Raw genomic sequence first — 21,762 nt, forward strand, 5'->3', positions numbered from 1 at the left:
TATTTCATGTCCCGAAAAGATTTTTCTGAACGGCCACTGCAGCCGCTTCCTGTCCGGCCGCCGTTAACCTTCCGGGCGCCGGGGTCTTGCATTCCGCAACAGCGCCGGCCCGGCACCGCGAAAATCCGCAAGCGCTCCAGAGCATTAGGCAAAACTTGCCGGGAGGCCCCTTGCGCCCTCTCGTTAACGAAGCGAAGCAGTGCGCCCGCGACGGCCGGGAAAGGTAAACAGAGGATTGATTCAAAAGGCGTTTTTTCTCCAGCGCCTTAACTCCCGATTTACCAGACGCGGTAACCATGATGCTCGTAATTGCGTGAGGTTCTGCGTCGCAATGAGTGTACAGCGTATCGGGGTGCCCGTCGTGGCACCCCACTCCTTCCGAGCCCGATCGACCGCCCCCAATGCCGCTTCCGGCGCAGACTGGCTGGACACGATCATCAAGGGCGACTGCGTGGCGGCTCTCGAGCGCCTGCCGAGGGCGTCGGTGGATCTCGTCTTCGCCGACCCGCCCTACAATCTCCAGCTCGGCGGCGATCTGCACCGCCCGGACCAGTCGCGGGTCGATGCCTGCGACGATCACTGGGACCAGTTCGACAGTTTCGAGGCTTACGACGCCTTCACCCGCGCCTGGCTGATGGCCGTGCGCCGCGTGCTGAAGCCGGACGGCGGCCTGTGGGTCATCGGCTCCTATCACAACATCTTCCGCGTCGGCGCGATCCTGCAGGATCTCGGCTTCTGGATCCTCAACGATGTCGTGTGGCTGAAGACCAACCCGATGCCGAATTTTCGCGGCAAACGCTTCACCAATGCCCATGAGACGATGATCTGGGCGTCGAAGTCTAGGGACGCGAAATACACCTTCAACTACGAAGCCCTGAAGACGTTCAACGACGATTTGCAGATGCGCTCCGACTGGAACCTGCCGATCTGCACCGGCGGCGAGCGGCTGAAGGATGGTTCGGGGCAGAAGGTGCATCCGACCCAGAAGCCGGAAAGCCTGCTCTACCGGGTGCTGCTTGCCTCCAGCAATCCGGGCGACGTGGTGCTGGACCCCTTCTTCGGCACCGGCACCACCGGTGCGGTCGCCAGGCGGCTCGGCCGTCATTTTGTCGGCATCGAGCGCGAGCAGGACTATATCGACGCCGCCCATGCCCGCATCGCGGCGGTCACGCCGGCGGAGGACACGGCGCTCGCCATCAGCCAGGGCAAGCGCGCCGCCCCGCGCATTCCCTTCGGCAACCTGCTGGAGGCCGGCCTGCTGGCACCGGGGGCGGAGCTGACCTGCGCCAAGGGCCGCAAGCGCGCCACCGTGCGCGCCGACGGTTCGCTCGCCAGCGGCAGCCATGCCGGCTCGATCCACAAGGTCGGCGCCCTGGTGCAGGGGCTGGAAGCCTGCAACGGCTGGACCTACTGGCACTATGAGGACGCCGGCACCTTGAAGCCCATCGACGCGCTGCGCGAGACGCTGCGCGGCGCCAACGCCGCCTGAGACCCGATCCGGCGCCTTACCATTTCTGAGAAGCGCTTCCCCGCGCGATGGGCCGCCTCCGACCGGACACTCCGGCGGGGGCGGTTCCGCATCCAGCGTTCGGATCACGAGACGCCGAGAGGCCCCTCGCCGCGCTCGATCATCAGGGGCACGATCAGGTCTTCCTCGTCGTCGAGATGCCGCAGCAGGCCGGTCACCAGCAGGTCGCTGTCGGCGGCATAGGTGTCCGCCGCCCGGCGGATGCGGTCGCTGTCGCCGCCCTCCAGCAGGCCCAGCAGCCCGTTGGCGCTGGCGATCACCCGGCCGATGCGCTCGTGGATCAGCTCGTGATCGTTTTCCAGGATGTCGAAGCCGCGTTTGAGCCGCGTCTCGGCCGCCGCGAAGACCGGGAAATAATGCTGGTCCTCGATCATGTGGTGGTGGTGCAGCTCGCTCAGGAAGTGCTGCAGGCGCGGCGCGAAATAGCCGCCGAACTGCATCGCCTCGACCTCGCCCTCGCGAAACCGCGTCAGCGCATCGCTCAGCGCCCCGCCGAGCTGGCGGAAGGCATCGTGCCGGGACAGCCAGAAGCGGGCGAGATCGCCAAGACCGGCATTGTCGTCCCAGCCCTCGCGCGGATGGCGGCGCAAGAGATACAGCAATTCCTCGTTGAGCCCCTGCCGCCTGTCGAGATCGTCCGTCACACCGCCGCTCCTGACGTTTCGCTGCCCGCCTCATGCGGCAAGATGGGGTGCAAGGTCAAGGCGACGACGCCGGATCGGGCAGCGATGCCCCTCCTTGCGAACCGCACGCATCGCCCTCTCCTTCGTCAATCCCGGACGCAATCCTCTCGGTTCGTCATCCCGGGCAAGGCGAAGCCGCGACCCGGGATCGGCGAGCCGAGGGCCTTACGAAGGCACTCGCGAACGAACCCGCAACCGCCGTGCCTCCCCGGTCCCGGATCTTCGGCCTGCGGCCTCGTCCGGGAAGACGCGGGGAGAGGCATGTGCGTCAGGAACGGCGGAAACGACACGCCGACGCGAACCCCACCCGCAGGATGTCGTCCCGGTTCCGGCGCAGCCGGAGACCGGGAACCAGTAACCTCGAACGGTTTGAGTGAGGACTCAACATTGCCGCCGGAAGGCGGAAAGCTTCTGCCTTCGCGCCGCCATAGGCCGCAGCGGATACTGGATACCTGCCTTCGCAGGTATGACAGCCGGGGAGGTGGCGAAGCGCTCCCGCCTCGCACCCGCTGAGGTTGCCAATGGTTCCCGGATCTTCGGCCTTCGGCCTCGTCCGGGACGACGTCCATGGGGGAGGCACGGCCTCGCATCCTCTCTGCCGTCACACCGGGCAAGCGCAGCGCGACCCGGTGCCCATTGGCTGCCAGAGCGGTCGCGACGGCACACCGCCGCTCCTGACGTTTCGCTGCCCGCCTCATGCGGCAAGATGGGGTGCAAGGTCAAGGCGACGACGCCGGATCGGGCAGCGATACCCCTCCTTGCGAACCGCACGCATCGCCCCCATTACGGCGGCTGAGGGCACCAATGGTTCCCGGCTCTGCGCTACGCGCGGCCGGGATGACCTCCGAGGGGGAGGCTGGACCGGGATAACAGCCGGGCAGATTGGCGAAAGGCCTTGCATCCCCTCGGCTGTCACACCGGGCAAGCGCAGCGCGACCCGGTGCCCATTGGCTGCCAGAGCGGTCGCGACGGCGCGCAGATCCTTTCCCGCCCCCCAAACGAAAACGCCCGGCGCGGGGCCGGGCGTTCGTGTCGTTCAGCCGGCGCAAATCCCCCGGCGTTACTCCGCGGCCTGCGGCTGCACCGCGGTCGCTGCCGGGCGCTCCCACTTGAGCACGGGGCTGCGCGCTGCCCGCGTCTCGTCGAGGCGCCCGCGCGGGGCATGGAACGGCGCCCCCTTGAAGCGGTCCGTCTCGCCCTTCTGCGCGCTCATGACGAGGTCGCGCATGGTGGCGATGAACAGGTCGAGCGAGGCGCGGCTTTCCGATTCCGTCGGCTCGATCAGCATCGCGCCGTGGACGACCAGCGGGAAATACATGGTCATCGGGTGGTAGCCCTCGTCGATCATCGCCTTGGCGAAGTCGAGCGTGGTGACGCCGGTGTCCTTGAGGAAGCTGTCGTCGAACAGCACCTCGTGCATGCACCAGCGCTGGCCGAAGGGCAGGCTCATCAGGTCCTGCAACCCGACGCGCACATAGTTGGCGTTGAGCACCGCGTCCTCGGAGGCCTGCTTCAGCCCGTCGGCGCCGTGGCTCTTCATATAGGCGAGCGCGCGCACATACATGCCCATCTGGCCGTGGAAGGCGGTCATGCGGCCGAACGGCTGCTCGCCGTCCTTGAGCTCGGCATCCGTTTCCACCCACTCGATGCCGCCCTCGCCCTTGCGCAGGAAGGGCAGCGGGGCAAACGGCGCGAGGCGCTCCGACAGCACCACGGGACCGGCACCGGGACCACCGCCGCCATGCGGGGTGGAGAAGGTCTTGTGCAGGTTGATATGCATGGCATCGACGCCGAGATCGCCCGGACGGGCCTTGCCGACGATGGCGTTGAAATTGGCGCCGTCGCAGTAGAAATAGCCGTCCGCCGCATGGATCGCCTCGGCGATGGCGATGATGTCGCGCTCGAACAACCCGCAGGTGTTGGGGTTGGTCAGCATGATGCCGGCGATGTCGCCCGCATGCTCGGCAATGCGCGCCTTGACCGCCGCCGGATCGACCGTGCCGTCCTCGCGCGCCTCGATGGAGACCACCTTGTAGCCGAGGAGCGCTGCCGTCGCCGGGTTGGTGCCATGGGCCGATTCCGGCACCAGGACGATCTTCGGGTCGCGCCCGGCCGCCTGGTGCGCGGCCTTGATCGCCATCATGCCGCACAATTCGCCATGGGCGCCGGCCTTCGGGCTCATCGCCACCGCGCTCATGCCGGTCATGGTGACCAGCCAATGCGCCAGCTCAGCGATCAGATCGACCGCGCCGGTCACCGTCGACAGCGGCTGCAGCGGATGCACGTCGCCGAAGCCCGGCAGGCGCGCCATCTTCTCGTTGAGGCGCGGATTGTGCTTCATCGTGCAGGAGCCGAGCGGGTAGAGGCCCGCGTCGATGGCGTAGTTCTTCGAGGACAGGCGCACATAGTGGCGCATCGCCTCCGGCTCGGTCAGCGCCGGCAGGTCCGGCACCGCCTTGCGGGCATGACCGCCCAGCGCCGGCGCGAAGTCCTCCGCCTCGTCGAGGTCGACGCCGCACACATCCATGCGGCCGATCTCGAAGAGCAACGGCTCTTCCATGGCGAGCGCCTTGTTGCCGGTGAAGGTCGCACGCTCGCTGGTGATCGCCGTCTCGCTGGGCGCGGACGGACGGCCCTGAGTGTTCATGCTCATGCCAGCACCTCCTTCAGTGCCGCGACGAAGGCCGCGCGGTCCTCATCGGAATTGACTTCGCTCGATGCCACGAGCAGCAGGTCGGCGAGCTCGGCCTTGCCCGGCTCCAGCCGCGACACCGGCACGCCGCCGAGCACGCCCTTTGCGGCCAGCGCCTCGACCACCTCGGCCGCCGGCTTCGGCAGCTTGACGGTGAACTCGTTGAAGAAGGCGTCGTTGAGCACGCTTACGCCGGCAACGCCGTCCAGCGCGCCCTTCAGCTTCACCGCGTTGGCGTGGTTGATGCGGGCGAGCTTCGCCAATCCGTTGCCGCCGAGCAGCGTCATGTGGATGGTGAAGGCGAGGCAGCAGAGCCCCGAATTGGTGCAGATGTTCGAGGTCGCCTTGTCGCGGCGGATGTGCTGCTCACGGGTCGACAGCGTCAGCACGAAGCCGCGCTTGCCATTGGCATCGACCGTCTCGCCGCACAGGCGCCCCGGCATCTGGCGGATGAACTTCTGCCGCGTCGCGAAGAGGCCGACGTAGGGACCGCCGAAATTGAGGCCGTTGCCGATGGACTGGCCTTCGCCGACGACGATGTCGGCGCCCTGCTCGCCCGGCGCCTCGATCAGGCCCAGCGACACCACCTCGGTGAAGACGGCGATCAGCAGCGCGCCATGGGCATGGGCCTTCTCGGCGATCGGCTTCAGGTCGATGAGCTGGCCGTAGAAGGACGGCGACTGCACCACCACGCAGGAGGTCTCGTCATCGATGGCGGCGAGAATGTCCTCGGTCCCAGTGGGGTCGGCCGGCAGCGCCGCGACCCGGTCGCCGGCCATCGCGCTCAGCCCCTCGACCACCTGGCGGTATTGCGGGTGCAGGCCGCCGGACAGCACCGCCTTGTTGCGGCGGGTCACCCGGTGCGCCATCAGCACCGCCTCGGCCGTGCCGGTCGAGCCGTCATACATGGAGGCGTTGGCGACCTCCATGCCGGTGAGCGCGGCGACCTGGGTCTGGAACTCGAAGAGATATTGCAGCGTGCCCTGCGTCACCTCCGGCTGGTACGGCGTGTAGGAGGTGAGGAATTCGGAGCGCTGGATCAGGTGGTCGACGCTGGCCGGCACATGGTGCTTGTAGGCGCCGGCACCGACGAAGAACGGCACCGAGGAGGCGGCGACGTTCTTGCCCGCCATGCGGGTCAGGTCGCGCTCGACGGCGAATTCGCTCTGGCGGCGCGGCAGGTCGAGCAGCCCGTCGATGCGGGCGCTTTTCGGGATGTCGACGAAGATCTCGTCCACATCGGAAATCCCGACCCGCGCCAGCATGTCGGCGCGGTCGGTATCGGACAGCGGCAGATAGCGCATGTCACGCTCCTTGGGGGTTGTCGGCAAGCGTGGCGGGCAAGGCCTCGACCACGATCTCGCTTTTCACGGAATTGGCGATGAAACAGGCCTCGTGGGCCTGGTGATGCAGGGCGTCGAGCCGGCCCGGCTCGGGCAGCGCGTCGCCGGCCAGCACGATCCGCGGGCGCAGCACCACACGGGTCACGGCCATCTTGCCGGGGCCGACCCGCTCCATGATGCCCTCGGCCGCGTCGCGGTAGCTCTCGACAGTGAGCCCGTCGCGGCGGGCAAGGTCGAGGAACCACAGCATGTGGCAGCTCGAGATCGCCGCGACGAAGGCCTCTTCCGGGTCGATCGCCGCCTCGACGGAGTTGGGCAGCGGCACGACGCTCGGCGAGGCCGAGGCCGGCACGGTGATGCCGCCGTCGAAGGACCAGTCATGGCCGCGGCTATAGGCATTGGCGGCGAAGTCGCCCTGCCGCCGCCAGCTCACATCGGCCCGGTAGAGATGCCGTGCCATCGCTCAGAGCGTCTCGATATAGGCCTTGTAGGCCGCCGCATCCATCAGGTCGTCGAGCTGCGAGGCATCGGACATGCGGATCTTGACGAACCAGGCCGCGCCTTCCGGATCCTCGTTCACCTTGCCCGGCTCGTCGGCCAGCACGCTGTTGGCCTCGACCACCTCGCCGTCGAGCGGGGCATAGACCTCGGAGGCCGCCTTGACGCTCTCGACGACCGCCGCCTCGTCGCCCTTGGAGACCGTGCGGCCGACCTCGGGCAGTTCGACGAAGACGACATCGCCGAGCTGTTCCTGGGCGTAAGTCGTGATGCCGACGGTGGCGACGTCGCCGGCGACGGTGATCCACTCGTGATCTTCGGTGTAGCGGGTGCTCATTTCACTTGTCCTCCGGAAGGCCTTCAGGCCGCTTCAGGTTATCTGCAACGATGGAGTTTCGAGGCCGTCAGGCCGACGGCTTGCGATGGTAGCGCTGGGGAACGAAGGGCATGTCGGCGACGTTCGCCTCCAGTTCGCGGCCGCGCACGACGAGCTTCACCGGCGTGCCGACGCCCGCATGGGCCGGGTCGACATAGCCCATGGCGATGGGGGCGCCCAGCGTCGGCGCGAAGCCGCCCGAAGTCAGAACGCCGATGGCGCTGCCGTCGGCCGAGCGGATTTCCGCGCCCTCGCGGGCCGGGGCACGGCCGGCGAGCGTCAGGCCGACGCGCACGCGGGAGGGTCCCTCCGCCAGTTCGGAGAGGATGCGGGCAGCGCCCGGGAAATTGGCCTCGTCCTTGCGGCGCTTCTGCAGCACGAAGGTGATCGCGCCCTCGACCGGCGAGGTGGTCTCGTCGAGGTCGTGGCCATAGAGACAGAGCCCGGCCTCGAGGCGCAGCGAATCGCGCGCGCCGAGGCCGATCGGGGCGACGCGCTCGTCGGCGAGCAGGGCGCGGGCCAGCGGCTCGGCAGCCCCCGCCGGCACGGAGATCTCGTAGCCGTCCTCGCCGGTATAGCCGGAGCGCGACACATAGACGGCGATGCCGTCGAATTCCATTTCGGCAACGCCCATGAAGGCCATGTCCGCGGCGGCCGGCGCATGGGCGGCCATCACCTCGGCCGCCATCGGCCCCTGCAGCGCGATCAGCGCCCGGTCCTCGATCGGCTCCAGCCTCACGTTGCCCGGAAGACCCGCTGCAATCAGTTCGTAGTCGACCGCCTTGCGCGAGGCGTTGACGACCAGGAACAGCCGGCCGTCATTCTCCGCGCCTTGCGGCCGCGCCACCATCAGATCGTCGACGATGCCGCCCTCCTGGTTCAGCAGCACGGTGTAGCGCTGGCGGCCGGGCTTCAGCACGGCGACGTCGGAGGGAACCATCGCCTCGAGCGCGCGGGCCGTCGTCGCGTGGTCCGGGCCGATGAGCCAGGCCTGGCCCATATGCGACACGTCGAAGAGGCCGGCCTTCTCGCGGGTGTGGCTGTGCTCGGCGATGATGCCGGCGGGATACTGGACCGGCATCTCGTAGCCGGCGAAGGGCACGAGACGCGCACCGAGCTCGCGGTGCAAATCGGTCAGGGGCGTTGAAAGCAGGGATCCGTCGGCGTGATCGGCCATGTGGTCGTCCTGGCGCTAGAGGGTCTGGTGACGCGAACACGTTTCGTATCCACGCACCCCCTCTGTCCTGACGACCTGAGAGATTTCCCGCCCGGCCTCCGGTCCGTGACCGGCGCCCGAATGTGAGGCGGTTACTCCTTCGGTGAGCCCGGTCCCGACCCGAAGGGCGGTCCGGACTGCTTTCCAGAGCGTTGCTCGACCTGCGGTCCTTTTGCCTGAGAGTTTCCGGGGCGGTTGCTCCTTCGGCGCCGGCATCCGGGATGCCGACCTCTCCCGCAAGTCCTTGAAGCAGGATCGCGAAGACGTGCCGTCTTCAGGTCCCTGCCGGCGGCGCACAACGTCCACGCCGCCTTGTCACCCATATCTGAAGTTCGTCACGTTTCACAGCACGCTCTGAACGAACTTCAGATATGGGCGACAGGAAAATTCACGTTTTCTGGTGCGGTTTTCGAATTTGAAATACGCTCTCAGCCTGCTGCCACCCGAAGGCGTATTTCAAATTCACCGCACCAGCATGTCGCATTGTCGACAGCGCCTGTCGCCCTGTCAACACGCCCCTCCTATTGCCGCCGTTTTCCCTTCTCGTCCAGCGCAATCTGCACCTTGGTCGAAGCGGTCTGGGGAATAGCGACATTCTCCTCCACCAGCGCCCATTGTTCGGCCGGCGACCCGGCGCCCAGCGTCACCGGCACGGCGAGCTGGCGCACCACCGGCTTGGGACCGCCGGGCGCGGTGTTGACGATGGACAGGCGGATCGGCAGCAGCACCTCGCCGCCCTGCCAGGCCGGGCCCGGCGTCACGCGCCCGGAGACGCCGACGGTCATCAGCACGCCGTCGCCGCCGTCGCGCACGCAGCGCCGCGCCCAGTTCTCGATATTCGCCTGGTAGCGCAGCGCCTTGGGGTCGTCGTCCTTGCCGCGGTCGTGGATCATCAGCAGATAGTGGCCCGGCTCCACCTCCAGCGGCGGACAGGGAACCTCCCGGCGGAACGTGTCGGGGTTGATCCCCTCGACCACCGACTTGTCGGAGGCGTTGCCGGAGATCACCGTCTTGGCGACATCGTCGCCGACGCCGGAGATATCTGCGCCGCAGCCGGCAACGGCAAGGCCAAGCGCCAGCGAGGCGAGCGGGCCCGTACGGCGGATCCAGTCGGCGTGCTGCATGCCAATCTTCCCAATTCTGCTCAAGGACGCGAACTCGTTCGGGCAACGTCTATATCAGGCGGGCCGCCGCTTGGCGAGCCGCCGCCGCCGGGCGCCTGTCCAGCGCCGACCGGGTGCCGGATCGCGAGCCGGCAAAGCCGCGCTGTTGCGCCCCGCCCGCCTTGCCCACCCCTTGACACGCCCTGCCCCCGTACCTCTATTGCCAGCAAAGCCCGTGCGTCGCGGCTCCCCGCCGGCGCCGACTGCAAGGAGGCCCTGTTGGCTTCACACCCGACCGCCGGAAACCGCCCGCCGCTCCAGGTGCTGCTTTGCGCGCCGAGGGGCTTTTGCGCCGGCGTCGACCGCGCCGTGCAGATCGTCGAACTGGCGCTGGAGCGTTTCGGCGCGCCGGTCTATGTCCGCCACGAGATCGTGCACAACAAGTTCGTCGTCGAGAGCCTGAAGGCCAAGGGCGCCGTCTTCGTCGAGGAGCTGGACGAGATCCCGGACGGCGACCACGACCGGCCGGTGGTGTTCTCCGCCCATGGCGTGCCGAAGTCGGTGCCCGAGGACGCGCGCGCCCGCAACATGTTCTATCTCGACGCCACCTGCCCGCTGGTCTCCAAGGTCCACAAGGAAGCGGAGATCCATTTCCGCCGCGGCCGCGAGATCGTGCTGATCGGCCATGCCGGCCATCCGGAGGTGATCGGCACCATGGGCCAGTTGCCCGAGGGCGCGGTGCGTCTCGTCGAGACGGTGGAGGACGCGCGCCGCTTCGAGCCGGCCGGCGACCGGCCGCTCGCCTGGATCACCCAGACCACCCTGTCGGTCGACGACACGGCCGAGATCGTCGAGGTGCTGGCCGCCCGCTTCCCCGACATCGTCGCCCCGCACAAGGACGACATCTGCTACGCCACCACCAACCGGCAGGAGGCGGTGAAGGCCGTCGCGCCGCAGGTCGAGGCGCTGATCGTCGTCGGCGCGCCGAATTCGTCGAACTCGCAGCGCCTGCGCGAGGTCGCCGAGCGTGCCGGCTGTCCGGTGGCGCTCCTCGTCCAGCGCGCCGCCGATATTCCCTGGGACCTGCTGCCGCCGCTCACCCGCCTCGGCATCACCGCCGGCGCCTCCGCGCCCGAGGTGCTGGTGGAGGAGATCATCGCCGCCTTTGCGCAGCGCTACGAGGTCACCGTCGACAGCGTGCGCACGGCCGAGGAGACGATTTCCTTCAACCTGCCGCGCGCCCTGCGCGAGGCCGCCGCCGAGTAGCCCCGCCCATCCATCCCGCGCGTCCCGCGTCCTTCAAGCGAACACGAAACCGGCACCCATGGCAGTCTATACGGACGTCTCGGACGAGGACCTTGAGGCCTTCGTCGCCCTCTACGACATCGGCGATACGCTCGCCCTCAAGGGCATCGCCGAAGGCGTCGAGAACTCGAACTTCCTGCTGCACACCACCGCCGGCTATTTCATCCTGACGCTCTACGAGAAGCGGGTGGACCCGGCCGACCTGCCGTTCTTCCTGGAGCTGATGCGCCATCTGGCGGCGCGCGGCATCTCCTGCCCGCAGCCGGTCGCCGCCCGCTCCGGCGCGATGCTCGGCGAACTCGCCGGCCGGCCGGCGGCGATCATCTCCTTCCTCGACGGCATGTGGGTGCGCCGGCCGAAGCGGGTGCATTGCGCCGCGCTCGGCGAGGCGCTCGCCCGCTTTCATCTCGCCGGCGCCGACTTTGCCGGCCGGCGCCGCAACACCCTGTCGGTCGACAGTTGGCGGCCGCTGCTCGGCGCCTCGCTCGACCAGGCCGACACGGTGGTGGAGGGGCTCGGGGCCGAGCTCACCGCCGAGCTCGACCATCTGGAGAGCCGCTGGCCGAGCGGCCTTCCCTCCGGCGTCATCCATGCCGATCTCTTCCCCGACAATGTCTTCTTCATCGGCGAGCGCCTGTCCGGGCTGATCGACTTCTATTTCGCCTGCACCGATGCCTTTGCCTATGACGTCGCCATCTGCCTCAATGCCTGGTGCTTCGAGCCGGACCTCTCCTTCAACGTCACCAAGGCCCGCGCCCTGCTCAACGGCTATCGCCAGGTGCGCGACTTCACCGCCGCCGAGTTCGACGCTCTGCCGCTGCTGGCGCGCGGCTCGGCGCTGCGCTTCCTGCTGACGCGGCTGCACGACTGGCTGCGGGTGCCGCCGGGCGCGCTGGTGACGCCGAAGGACCCGCGCGAATACCTGCGCAAGCTGCGCTTCCACCAGGGCGTCGCCACCGCCTCCGATTACGGGCTCGCCCCGTGAGCGAGGCGGACGGGCAGATGCGCGTCACCATCCACACGGACGGGGCGTGCTCGGGCAATCCGGGGCCGGGCGGCTGGGGCGCGATCCTGCGCTTCGGCGCGCATGAGCGCGAATTGTGCGGCGGCGAGGCGCAGACCACCAACAACCGGATGGAGCTGACCGCCGCCATCGAGGCGCTCAACGCGCTGAAGCGGCCGTGCAAGGTCGAGCTGCACACCGACAGCACCTATGTGCGCGACGGCATCACCAAGTGGCTCTACAACTGGAAGCGCAATGCCTGGCGCACCGCCGACAAGAAGCCGGTGAAGAATGCCGAACTGTGGCAGGCGCTGGATGCGGCGCGTGGCCGCCACGACGTCACTTGGCACTGGGTCAAGGGCCATGCCGGCCACGACGACAACGAGCGCGCCGACGAACTCGCCCGCAAGGGCATGGCACCGTTCAAGAAAAGATAGGCCGGGAAAGCACCCCGCGCCGTCAATCCTCGACGAGCTTGCGCAGCCGGCCGATGGCGTCGTCCCATTGCCGCGAGGCCCGCTCCAGATAGCGGCCGGCCTCGGCCAGTGCGGCCGGCCGGATGGCGAAGCGGGTTTCGCGGCCGACGCGCGCGCTGGCGACGACGCCCGCCTCCTCCAGCACGGCAAGATGCTTGCTGATGCCTTGCCGGGTCAGGCCGGTGCCCTGGGTCAGCTCGACGACCGACTGCGCCCGTCCCTCGGCCAGCCGCGACAGCAGCGTCAGGCGGGTCCTGTCCCCCAGCGCCGCGAACACCGAGGCGGCGGACGACGTCTCGGCCTCACTCGGCAACATGATGGGCGATGTTCTCCGCCTGAATGTTCCAACCTTGCGTGTTGCCGCGCAGGACCTCGAGGCGCCGATGCTCCGGCAGCGCCTCGAAGCCGCTTTCGGTGATCGTCAGCAGGGTTCCTCCCGCCACCGGCTCGAGCCGGAACTCGACCAGCGTTGTCGGCTGGTCGGCGACGGCAAGCCCGGACGCCTCGTCGAAATCGTGCCAGCGGAACGAGAGCAGCCTCTCGGACTCCATCTTCTCCACAGTGGCGAGCCAGGGATAGTGTTCGTAGCCGGGATAGGTCATCCGGCCGGTCGAGATGCCACCTGGCACGAACGGCCCGTCGAGCCTGACCCGGAACCACGCGCCGAACTCCTCATGGTCCGACAAGGCCCGCCAGACCCGCGACACCGGCGCTCTCAGCTCTACCGTCTTGACGATCCTGTCACTCATTGCGCAACCCTCCGGTTGCCTTTCACCTTACAGCAAGCGGATTAAAAGGCAACCATTCAGTTGCCTTTGTGGAATTGGGAAAAAGGGACCCGAAGTCCTCGCGCGGCCTACGCCCGCAGCGCGTCCATCTCGGCCTGCAGCATCCTGGTCGCCTGGGCCGCTTCCATCGGCTGGCCGAACAGGAAGCCTTGCGCGTATTCGCAGCCGAGCTGGTGCAGTTCCAGCGAATCCGACTCGCTCTCCGCCCCTTCCGCCACCACCTGCATGCCGAGATCGTGGCCGAGCGCGATGATCGAGCGCAGGATCACCGGCCGGGCGCTGCGGCCGTTCGGGCGCACGAAGGACTGGTCGACCTTGATCGTGTCGAAGCGGAAGCGCTGCAGGTAGCTGAGGCTGGAATAGCCGGTGCCGAAATCGTCCAGCGACAGGCCGGCGCCGAGCGCGCGCAGCCGCTCCAGCATCCGCGCCGAATATTCCGGATTGGCCATCACCACCGATTCGGTCAGCTCCAGCTTCAGCGTTCCCGGCGCCAGCGACGAGCGCGACAGCACCGACTTGACGTCGTTGATCAGGTCGTGGCGCAGCAGTTGCAGCGAGGAGATGTTGACGCTGGCGAACAGCGGCAGCGGCAGGCGGAAGCTCTCCTGCCACTCGGCCAGTTGCCGGGCGCCCTTGTCCAGCACGAACAGGCCGAGTTCGTTGATCAGGCCCGACTGTTCGGCGATGGGGATGAACTCGGTCGGCGAGATCGCCCCGCGCGTCGGGTGGTTCCAGCGCGCCAGCACCTCGAAGCCGGCGATCGAGCGGTCGACCAGGCGGACGATCGGCTGGTAGAACACGGTGATGCCGTCGGTCTTCAGCGCCTTGCGCAGGTCGCCCTCCAGCTCGGCGCGGCTGCGGGTGCCGGTCTGCAGCGTCGGGCGGAACACCTCGACCCGGTCGCCGCCGAGCCGCTTGGCGTGATGCATCGCCATGTCCGCCTCGCGCATCAGTTCGGCGGCGGAGGTGCCGTCCGCCTCGTAGATGGCGATGCCGACGGAGGCGGTCAGGAACACTTCCCGCTCGCCGAAGGTGATCGGCGAGCGCACCGCGCGGCGCACCGCATCGGCGAAGGCGGCGATGCGGTCGGCCGACTGTTCGGACAGAAGCAGCAGCGCATAGGTGTCGCCGGAAAGGCGCGACAGCGAATCCTGCGGCTTGAGCTGGCGCGACACCCGCCGGGCGATGGTCAGCAGGATGCTGTCGCCGGCCGACAGGCCGATGGAATCGTTGACCTGCTTGAAGCGGTCGAGATCGACGATCAGCACGGAAGGACGGCCGAGCTTTTCCGCGCGAGAGCGGGCGATCGCCGCCTGCAGCCGGTCCATGAACAATTCGCGGTTGGGCAGGCCGGTCAGGTTGTCATGCACCGCGTCGTGCAGCAGCCGTTCCTCGGTCACCTTCTGGTCGGTGATGTCGAGCAGCGTGCCGACGCAGCGGATCACCTCGCCGTCGGAGCCGACGATGGGGCGCGCGCGCAGGCGGAACCAGCGGAAATGACCGTCGTCGGCGCGCAGGCGGAAGGCCTGCGAGATGCGCCCGCGGCGCTGGTCGATCACCGCGTCGAGCGTCGAGCGGAACGTGTCGCGGTCCTGCGGATGCAGCACGTCGAGCCAGTCGCGCGCCGGCCCCTCCAGGAGGCCGTGCTTGAGGCCGAGCAGGTCCTCCACCTCGTTGCCGGTGGAGATGCGGTCGCGGTCGACGTCCCAGTCCCAGATGATGTCGCCGGAGCCGGTCAGCGCCAGCGCCCGCCGCTCCACGTCGGAAATCAGCCCCTGCGCGATGGCGCCGCCGGCGAAGGCGTGCTGCATCACCGTGAAGCCGATCAGCAGCACGATCAGCACCAACCCGCCGGCCAGCGCCGGCTGGACGATGTCGTTGGCGAGCGACCCGGTCACCGTCATCGCCGCGCCGACCAGCCAGGACAGCAGCAGCACCCAGGTCGGCACCAGCATGATCGCCCGGTCGTAGCCCTGCAGCGCCAGCGCCGCGATCACCGCGAAGCCCAGCACGCCGATGATGCCGAGCGAGATGCGGGCGATGCCGGCGGCGACCGAGGGGTCCCAGACGGCGATGCCGAGCAGGCTGAGCACCAGGATCAGGGTGCCGAGCGCCAGGTGGCTGTAGCGGATGTGCCAGCGGTTGAGGTTGAGATAGGCGTAGAGGAAGATGATCAGGCTCGCCGCCAGCGCCACCTCGGCGCAGGCGCGGTAGAGCTGCTCGTCGCCCGGCGTGATCTGCAGGACCTTGTTCCAGAACCCGAAATCGATGGTCAGATAGGCCAGCACCGCCCAGGCCAGCACCGCCGTCGCCGGGAACATGATGGTGCCCTTGACCACGAACAGGATGGTCAGGAACAGCGCCAGCAGGCCGGAAATGCCGAGGATGATGCCGCGATACAGCGTATAGGCGTTGACCGTGTCCTTGTAGACGGTCGGCTCCCACAGGCGCAGTTGCGGCACCTCCGGCGTGCGCAGTTCCACCACATAGGTCACCACCGCGCCGGGATCGAGGGTGATCAGGAAGACGTCCGCCTCCTGGCTCGACTGCCGCTCGGGGGCGATGCCCTGGCTCGGGGTGATCGAGGCGATGCGCGAGGCGCCGAGATCCGGCCAGATCAGCCGCGAGCCGACGAGCTGGAAGAACGGCGCGACGATCAGCCGGTCGATCTGCTCGTCGCCGGGATTGGACAGGGCGAACACCGCCCAGCTCGTGTTGGTGCCGTCGCGGGAATTCACCTCGATGCGCCGGACGATGCCGTCGGCGCCGGGCGAGGTCGAGACCTGCAGGCTGGGGCCCTCATAGGGATAAAGGTCGAGGGCGCGGGTCAGGTCCAGCGCGTCGGTGGAAGCGCGGACCTCGACGGCCTCGATTGCCGCTGCCGGGGCGAAGGCATACAGCCACGCCGCCAGCGCGACCATTAGGAGCCTGAACAGGGGCAAGCGGTTATCCCGTTTCACTTCGCACATCTTACGGTGCCGGAGACTTATCGGCATCCATTCCATCTCACAAGATTTCTTTCTCTCCGGCGGCGCCGCTGGTCCCTGTTCCGGGCCCCGTTCCGGCCCCTGTTACGGCCCCCGATCCGGCCCGCACCTGCCAGGCGGCAACGCTCGCGGCGGAGATGGTGGCAAGCCCCTCGGACGCCGCGGTGTCGCCGGCAAGACGGGCGAACAGCAGGTGGTCCTGCCACTCGCCGGCGATGCGCAGGTAGCGGCGGGCATAGCCCTCGCGGCAAAAGCCGGCATTTTCAAGGAGCCGGCGCGAGGCGACATTATGCGGCAGGCAGGCCGCCTCGATGCGGTGCAGCGACAGGTCGGAAAAGGCGAAGCCGAGCAGCGCCCGCACCGCCCGGCCCATATGGCCGCGTCCGGCATGGGGGGCGCCCATCCAGTAGCCGAGCGAGGCGGTCTGGGCGACGCCGCGGCGGATGTTGGAGAGCGTCGCCCCGCCGATCAGCACCCCGTCGGCAAGGCGGAACAGGAAGAACGGATAGGCCCGGTCCTCGCGCATCTCGCGGGCATGGCGGCGCAGCCGGCGGCGATAGGCGGCGCGGGACAGTTCGTCCGCCGCCCATTGCGGTTCCCAGGGCTGCAGGAAGGCATGGCTCGCCTCGCGCAGCGCCGCCCACTCACCATAGTCCTGCGGCTGCGGCTGGCGCAGCAAGAGGGCGTTCTCCCCCTCCCCCGCCACCAGGGTCCGGACCGGCTCTGAGCCGGAGAAGACCCGGAACAGGGACATCGCCGCCTCCGCGCGGGTCTCAGGCGCCGACGGCGCGGGCCGGCCGGTGGCCCAGCCGCTCGGCCACCGCCGCCGCATCGAGGGCCAGCGGCAGGCCGCTCGTCTTCGGCCCGACCACCGACAGGCTCGGCGTTCCGGCGAAGGTCTTGGCGGCGGCATTGCGCACCGTCTCCAGCGTCACCGCGCCGATGCGCGCCTGGATCTCCTCCAGCGACAGCACCTCGCCATGGATCATCAACTGGCGGGCGATCTGGCCGGCGCGGGCGGCCGGGCTTTCCAGCGACATCATCAGGCCGGCGCGGATCTGCGCCTTCGAGCGGTCGATATCCGCCTGCTCGATGTCCTGCGCGGCGCGGCCGAGTTCGTCGACGAGCACGGGGAACAGTTCGCCGATATCCTCCTCGCCGGTGGCCGCGTGGATGCCGAACAGGCCGGTGTCCTGGAACGCCCAGTGAAACGCATAGATCGCGTAGCACAGGCCGCGCTTCTCGCGGATCTCCTGGAACAGGCGCGAGGACATGCCCCCGCCCATCACCGAGGCCAGCACCTGGGTGGAATAATAGTCCGGCGCCCGGTAGGGCACGCCCTCGAAGCCGAGGACCAGTTGCACCTCCATCAGCTCGCGTTCCAGCAGCGTGCTGCCGCCGGTGTAGCGGGCCGGCGCCGGCGCCGCGCCCGGCGTGCCGGCGAGGGCGCCGAAATGCTGCTGTGCCAGCGCCACCACCGCGTCGTGATCGACCGCGCCGGCCGCCGCCAGCACCATGTTGTCGGCCCGGTAGTGCTCAGCAAGGTAGGCGCGCAGGTCCTCGGGCGAGAACGACATCACCGTCTCGCGGGTGCCGAGGATCGGCCGGCCGATCGCCTGCCGCGCCCAGGCCGTCTCCTGGAACTGGTCGAACACCTTGTCGTCGGGCGTGTCGTGGGCGGCACCGATCTCCTGCAGGATGACGTGCTTCTCGCGCGCCAGTTCCTCGGCGTCGAAGCTGGAATTCTGCAGGATGTCGGCGAGCAGCTCGACCGCCAGCGGCACGTCCTCCGCCAGCACGCGGGCATGGTAGTTGGTGTGCTCGACGCTGGTTGAAGCGTTGAGCTCGCCGCCGACCGCCTCGATCTCCTCGGCGATCTGGCGGGCCGAGCGCGTCGCCGTGCCCTTGAACGCCATGTGTTCCAGCAGATGGGTGATGCCGTTCTGCTCCGGCAGTTCGGAGCGCGAGCCCGCCCCCACCCAGACGCCGAGCGCGGCGGTGCGCAGATGCGCCATGGTGTCGGTCACGACCCTGAGGCCATTGGCCAGCCTCGTTACCCGCACCTGCATCACGACACCTCCATCGTCGCCGCGCGCGCCGTGTCGAGGACATGCCGTTCCACCGCACCCCGTTCGGCCGCCACCTTCGTAAAGCGCTCGGGCGCGCTCATCATCGGCTCCAGCTCCGGCGGCAGCGCCGGGCGTACGCCGCAGGCCGCCTCCACCGCATCGGGGAACTTCGCCGGATGCGCCGTCGCCAGCACCACCATCGGCGCGGCGCCCTCCCCCTGTTGCTCGGCGACATGCAGGCCGATCGCCGTGTGCGGGTCGAGCAGGTAGCCGGTCTCGCGCAGCGTCCGCTCGATGGTCGCGGCCGTCTCCGCCTCGCCGCAGCGCCCGGCATCGAAGCCCTCGCGGATCGCCTTGAGCGGCCCTTCCGCCAGTTCGAAGCGGCCGGACTGGCCGAGCCGCGCCATCAGCGAGCGGATCTCGCCGCCGTCGCGTCCGTGCACCTCGAACAGCAGCCGCTCGAAGTTGGACGAGATCTGGATGTCCATCGACGGCGAGGTCGTCGGCACCACGCCGCGGGTCTCGTAGGCGCCGGTCTCCAGCGTGCGGGCGAGGATGTCGTTGGCATTGGTGGCGATCACCAGCCGCTCGACCGGCAGGCCCATCTTGGCGGCGACATAGCCGGCGAGGATATCGCCGAAATTGCCGGTCGGCACGGTGAAGGAGACCGGGCGGTGCGGCGCGCCGAGCGCGGCGCCGGCAACGAAATAATAGACCACCTGCGCGACGATGCGGGCCCAGTTGATCGAGTTGACGCCGGCAAGCTGCACCCGCTCGCGGAAGGCGGCATGGGTGAACATGCCCTTGAGGATCGTCTGGCAGTCGTCGAACGTGCCGGAAAGCGCCAGCGAATGGACATTGGCTTCCGTGGGCGTCGTCATCTGCCGGCGCTGCACGTCGGAAACGCGCCCGTCCGGGAACAGGATGAACACGTCGGTGCGCTCGCGGCCGCGAAACGCCTCGATCGCCGCCCCGCCGGTGTCGCCCGAGGTGGCGCCGACGATGGTGGCGCGCTTGCCGCGGGCGGCCAGCACATGGTCCATCATCCGGCCCAGCAACTGCATCGCCACGTCCTTGAAGGCAAGCGTCGGGCCGTGGAACAGTTCCAGCACGAAGCGGTTCGGCGCCACCTGCACCAGGGGCGTCACCGCCGGGTGGCGAAAGCCCGCATAGGCCTCGCGGATCATCGCGGAAAGATCCTCGCGGGCGATGTCGTCGCCGACAAAGGGCTCGATCACCGCCTGCGCGACTTCCCGATAGGGACGCCCGGCAAAGCCGGCAATGGTCTCGCGCGACAGTCGCGGCCAGGTTTCGGGAACATAGAGGCCGCCATCGGCGGCGAGCCCGGTCAGAAGCACATCGGCAAATCCGAGAACCGGCGCCTCGCCCCTCGTACTGACATATTTCACGGTGGCGATATCCTCCAGAAGTCCTGCCCCGGCAGCCAGCGCCGGCCGCGCAGGGCGCCTCGCCCGTCCGCGGGTTCGAGGCGCGGTCACATCCGCGCACCCTATCTCCCCGACCGGGGTGCGGGCAAGCCGGATGCTTTGCCGGCAGGAATGCGCGTTCCGGGCACCGGCGCGCGCCCCAGGCAAACCCGCTCCCGGCGCGCCGGATAGCGTGGCTTTCGAGAACCGGAGCGCAGCGTACATACAGCTACGTGAGCACCGGAAGCGCAGAAAGCTGCGCTCAGGCGTGGCCGGCTTCGCTGGACAGCATGCCAGGCGCGATACCGATCTTGGCGAGCGCCCGGTCCCACTTGCTGTCGAGCGCGGCGTCGAAGACGATGGCCTCGTCGGCCGGGCCGGTGATCCAGCCGTTTTCCTGGATTTCCGCCTCCAACTGGCCGGCGCCCCAGCCGGCATAGCCGAGCGCCAGCATCGCCTGCCGGGGTCCGCGCCCCTCGGCGATGGCGCGCAGGATGTCAAGCGTCGCCGTCAGGCAGATGCCGTCCTGCACGGCCATCGTCGAGTTGGCGATGACGAAGTCGCCCGAATGCAGCACGAAGCCGCGCCCGGTCTCCACCGGCCCGCCGCGATGCACCTGCATGCGGTTCGCCGGCGCCGGCAGGCGGATGTTCTGATCGTCGGGGATGATGTCGAGCTGGCGCAGCAGTTCGGGAAAGCTGAGGCTCGGCGCCCGCTGGTTGACGATGATGCCCATCGCCCCTTCCGCCGAATGGGCGCACAGATAGATCACGGAATGCGCGAACCGCTCGTCCGCCATCCGCGGCATTGCGATCAGCAACTGCCCCGCAAGGGAGGTGCGACCGAGGTCATCGCTTCTCATGCCGTCGTTCCTGCCTGTTGTTCCAGTGCGTCGTTCCAGTCTGTCGTTTCAGTCTGTCGGTCCAGTGCGTCGTTCCGGTCTCGCCCTCGGGGCCCGTCCTCAGGGTCCGCCCTCGGGGCCCGTCCTCAGGGTCCGCCCTCGGGGCCCGCCCTCAGGTTCCCTCTGGCAGCAAGGGCGGTCCCGCGCCCGCGCGCAAGGCCGGCCTGGGAGGGGCCGGCGCCGCGTCGCGGGCACCGCTCCATCTTACGCCCTGCGCCGCCCCATGTTAACTGCCGCCGTCCCCCCGATCACGCAGATGTGGTGCCGCGCCAGTGGACCCGCGAGGCGATTTGCGCCAAGACTGCCGCTCCGCGCAAGCCGGACGGGCGGCGCCGGACGGGTGCCGTATAAGGCCGGGCAGTTGGAGCAGGTCGCAGCGATGGTCGCGCAGCGCAGGACAGTTTTCGCCAATCCTTTCAAGAGCCTCAGCGCCGGCCGCCGCGCGCCCTGCCGCGCGCGCGCCCTCCGTCTGGCGCTGGCCTTGATGCTCGCGCAGGGCGCCTTTGCCGTCCGCGCCGAGGCCGGCGAGAGCCCGTGGGTAAAGGCCGGGGCGGCCGAGGTCCGTCTCGTCTCCACCGGCCCCGGCGACGCGGCCTCGCCGTTCGGCGACGCGGCGCTGGAGATCCGCCTGGACGAGGGCTGGCACACCTATTGGCGCTTTCCCGGCGAGGCCGGCATTCCGACCTCGGCGGATTTCGGCGCCTCGTCCGGCCTTGCCCTCGCGCGGCTGCGCTTTCCCCCGCCGGCGCGCTATTCCGACCCTTACGCCACCTCGCTCGTCTATCACGACCGCATCGTGCTGCCGATCGACCTTGTGCCGGCGGCCGGCGAGACCGCCCCGGTGCTGCGGGCGCATGTCAGCTTCGGCATCTGCCGGGAGATCTGCGTGCCCGGCGAGGCGAGCCTCGAACTGCCGCTGGCCGAAGGCGGGCCGGATTTTGCCGCCCGCCTCGCGATTTCCGCCGCAAGGGCCGCCCTGCCGCGGCCGCAGGACGAGGCGCCGCCGCGCATTGCCGGCATCGAGCACCGGCAGCTCGCCCCGGCCGAGGGCAAGGCACCCCAGAAGGCGCCCCAGGAGACCTTCGTCATCACCGCCGAGCTCGCCTCGCCCGACGCGCCGGTCGATCTGTTCGCCGAAGGGGCCGACGGCTCCTACAACGGCGTGCCGAGGTTGCTGGAGCGCAACGGCCGGTTCGCGCGCTTCGCCCTGCCGGCGACCGGCCTTGCCGCCAATGGCGACGGCACCCGCCCGCTGGCGCTGACGCTGGTGGAGGGATCCAGCGCGGTGGAGCACCGCATCGACCTGCCGCCGGCCGGCAACTGAAAACCCGGTTCCCCGCTCGACGGACGCGCGCGAACACCCTATG

The 21,762-nt window shown here is 68.9% G+C and carries 19 protein-coding genes and 1 riboswitch; of the genes, 5 read left to right on the plus strand and 14 right to left on the minus strand.

Going from position 1 to position 21,762, the window contains the following annotated elements; genetic code table 11:
• Positions 1-331 precede the first annotated feature (331 nt).
• Complete coding sequence (locus TSB10P1A_RS05755; RefSeq protein ID WP_186386948.1) at positions 332-1,489, plus strand: site-specific DNA-methyltransferase; 1,158 nt, start codon at positions 332-334, stop codon at positions 1,487-1,489.
• Positions 1,490-1,593: 104 nt separating this feature from the next.
• Here the strand turns inward: TSB10P1A_RS05755 and TSB10P1A_RS05760 are convergent, their stop codons facing one another.
• From TSB10P1A_RS05760 to TSB10P1A_RS05790, 7 genes are all read right to left on the minus strand, one after another.
• Positions 1,594-2,172 carry a hemerythrin domain-containing protein gene (locus tag TSB10P1A_RS05760; protein WP_186386949.1) on the minus strand — a complete coding sequence of 193 codons (579 nt, stop codon included), beginning with the start codon at positions 2,170-2,172 and terminating at the stop codon, positions 1,594-1,596.
• A gap of 1,099 nt (positions 2,173-3,271) precedes the next feature.
• On the minus strand, positions 3,272-4,864 hold the full coding sequence (gene gcvPB, locus TSB10P1A_RS05765; protein ID WP_186386950.1) for an aminomethyl-transferring glycine dehydrogenase subunit GcvPB: 1,593 nt from the start codon (positions 4,862-4,864) through the stop codon (positions 3,272-3,274).
• Positions 4,861-6,207, minus strand: coding sequence for an aminomethyl-transferring glycine dehydrogenase subunit GcvPA (gene gcvPA / locus TSB10P1A_RS05770; RefSeq protein WP_186386951.1), 1,347 nt, complete (start codon positions 6,205-6,207; stop codon positions 4,861-4,863). The genes gcvPB and gcvPA overlap by 4 nt, the downstream gene beginning before the upstream one ends.
• 1 nt (position 6,208) lies before the next feature.
• Complete coding sequence (locus TSB10P1A_RS05775; protein ID WP_186386952.1) at positions 6,209-6,706, minus strand: OsmC family protein; 498 nt, start codon at positions 6,704-6,706, stop codon at positions 6,209-6,211.
• 3 nt (positions 6,707-6,709) lie between these two features.
• Positions 6,710-7,081, minus strand: coding sequence for a glycine cleavage system protein GcvH (gene gcvH / locus TSB10P1A_RS05780; protein WP_186386953.1), 372 nt, complete (start codon positions 7,079-7,081; stop codon positions 6,710-6,712).
• Between the two features lie 67 nt (positions 7,082-7,148).
• Positions 7,149-8,297, minus strand: a complete 1,149-nt coding sequence (gene gcvT, locus TSB10P1A_RS05785; RefSeq protein WP_186386954.1) for a glycine cleavage system aminomethyltransferase GcvT — start codon at positions 8,295-8,297, stop codon at positions 7,149-7,151.
• Positions 8,298-8,490: 193 nt separating this feature from the next.
• A riboswitch (glycine riboswitch) is annotated at positions 8,491-8,583 on the minus strand.
• 274 nt (positions 8,584-8,857) lie between these two features.
• A complete protein-coding gene (locus tag TSB10P1A_RS05790) occupies positions 8,858-9,460 on the minus strand; it encodes a hypothetical protein (RefSeq protein WP_186386955.1) in 603 nt (200 codons plus the stop codon).
• 258 nt (positions 9,461-9,718) lie between these two features.
• Here TSB10P1A_RS05790 and ispH point away from each other — a divergent pair, with 258 nt between their 5' ends.
• The 3 genes from ispH to rnhA are packed head-to-tail and all read left to right on the plus strand — an operon-like array spanning position 9,719 to position 12,184.
• Entirely contained in the window at positions 9,719-10,705 is a 987-nt protein-coding gene (gene ispH / locus TSB10P1A_RS05795) for a 4-hydroxy-3-methylbut-2-enyl diphosphate reductase (RefSeq protein WP_186386956.1), read from the plus strand.
• 58 nt (positions 10,706-10,763) lie between these two features.
• Complete coding sequence (gene thrB / locus TSB10P1A_RS05800; RefSeq protein ID WP_186386957.1) at positions 10,764-11,729, plus strand: homoserine kinase; 966 nt, start codon at positions 10,764-10,766, stop codon at positions 11,727-11,729.
• A 17-nt stretch (positions 11,730-11,746) separates the two neighbouring features.
• Positions 11,747-12,184, plus strand: coding sequence for a ribonuclease HI (rnhA, locus tag TSB10P1A_RS05805; RefSeq protein ID WP_186387112.1), 438 nt, complete (start codon positions 11,747-11,749; stop codon positions 12,182-12,184).
• 22 nt (positions 12,185-12,206) lie between these two features.
• Here the strand turns inward: rnhA and TSB10P1A_RS05810 are convergent, their stop codons facing one another.
• From TSB10P1A_RS05810 to TSB10P1A_RS05840, 7 genes are all read right to left on the minus strand, one after another.
• Positions 12,207-12,539: a helix-turn-helix transcriptional regulator gene (locus TSB10P1A_RS05810; protein WP_186386958.1), complete on the minus strand. Its 333-nt coding sequence runs from the start codon at positions 12,537-12,539 to the stop codon at positions 12,207-12,209.
• The gene (locus tag TSB10P1A_RS05815) at positions 12,526-12,972 is read right to left on the minus strand and encodes an SRPBCC family protein (protein ID WP_186386959.1); all 447 of its coding nucleotides are present in this window, start codon (positions 12,970-12,972) and stop codon (positions 12,526-12,528) included. The genes TSB10P1A_RS05810 and TSB10P1A_RS05815 overlap by 14 nt, the downstream gene beginning before the upstream one ends.
• 107 nt (positions 12,973-13,079) lie before the next feature.
• On the minus strand, positions 13,080-15,953 hold the full coding sequence (locus tag TSB10P1A_RS05820) for an EAL domain-containing protein (RefSeq protein ID WP_186386960.1): 2,874 nt from the start codon (positions 15,951-15,953) through the stop codon (positions 13,080-13,082).
• Between the two features lie 64 nt (positions 15,954-16,017).
• The gene (locus tag TSB10P1A_RS05825) at positions 16,018-16,752 is read right to left on the minus strand and encodes a GNAT family N-acetyltransferase (protein ID WP_186386961.1); all 735 of its coding nucleotides are present in this window, start codon (positions 16,750-16,752) and stop codon (positions 16,018-16,020) included.
• 19 nt (positions 16,753-16,771) lie between these two features.
• Positions 16,772-18,067, minus strand: a complete 1,296-nt coding sequence (locus TSB10P1A_RS05830; protein WP_186386962.1) for a pitrilysin family protein — start codon at positions 18,065-18,067, stop codon at positions 16,772-16,774.
• Positions 18,067-19,476: a threonine synthase gene (gene thrC, locus TSB10P1A_RS05835; RefSeq protein ID WP_186386963.1), complete on the minus strand. Its 1,410-nt coding sequence runs from the start codon at positions 19,474-19,476 to the stop codon at positions 18,067-18,069. The genes TSB10P1A_RS05830 and thrC overlap by 1 nt, the downstream gene beginning before the upstream one ends.
• Positions 19,477-19,756: 280 nt before the next feature.
• Positions 19,757-20,356 carry a YqgE/AlgH family protein gene (locus tag TSB10P1A_RS05840; protein WP_186386964.1) on the minus strand — a complete coding sequence of 200 codons (600 nt, stop codon included), beginning with the start codon at positions 20,354-20,356 and terminating at the stop codon, positions 19,757-19,759.
• Positions 20,357-20,774: 418 nt separating this feature from the next.
• Between TSB10P1A_RS05840 and TSB10P1A_RS05845 the strand changes: the two genes are divergently transcribed.
• A complete protein-coding gene (locus TSB10P1A_RS05845; protein ID WP_186386965.1) occupies positions 20,775-21,719 on the plus strand; it encodes a protein-disulfide reductase DsbD domain-containing protein in 945 nt (314 codons plus the stop codon).
• Positions 21,720-21,762 lie beyond the last annotated feature (43 nt).

The organism is Stappia sp. TSB10P1A (assembly GCF_900185725.1).
Taxonomy (GTDB): Bacteria; Pseudomonadota; Alphaproteobacteria; order Rhizobiales; family Stappiaceae; genus Stappia.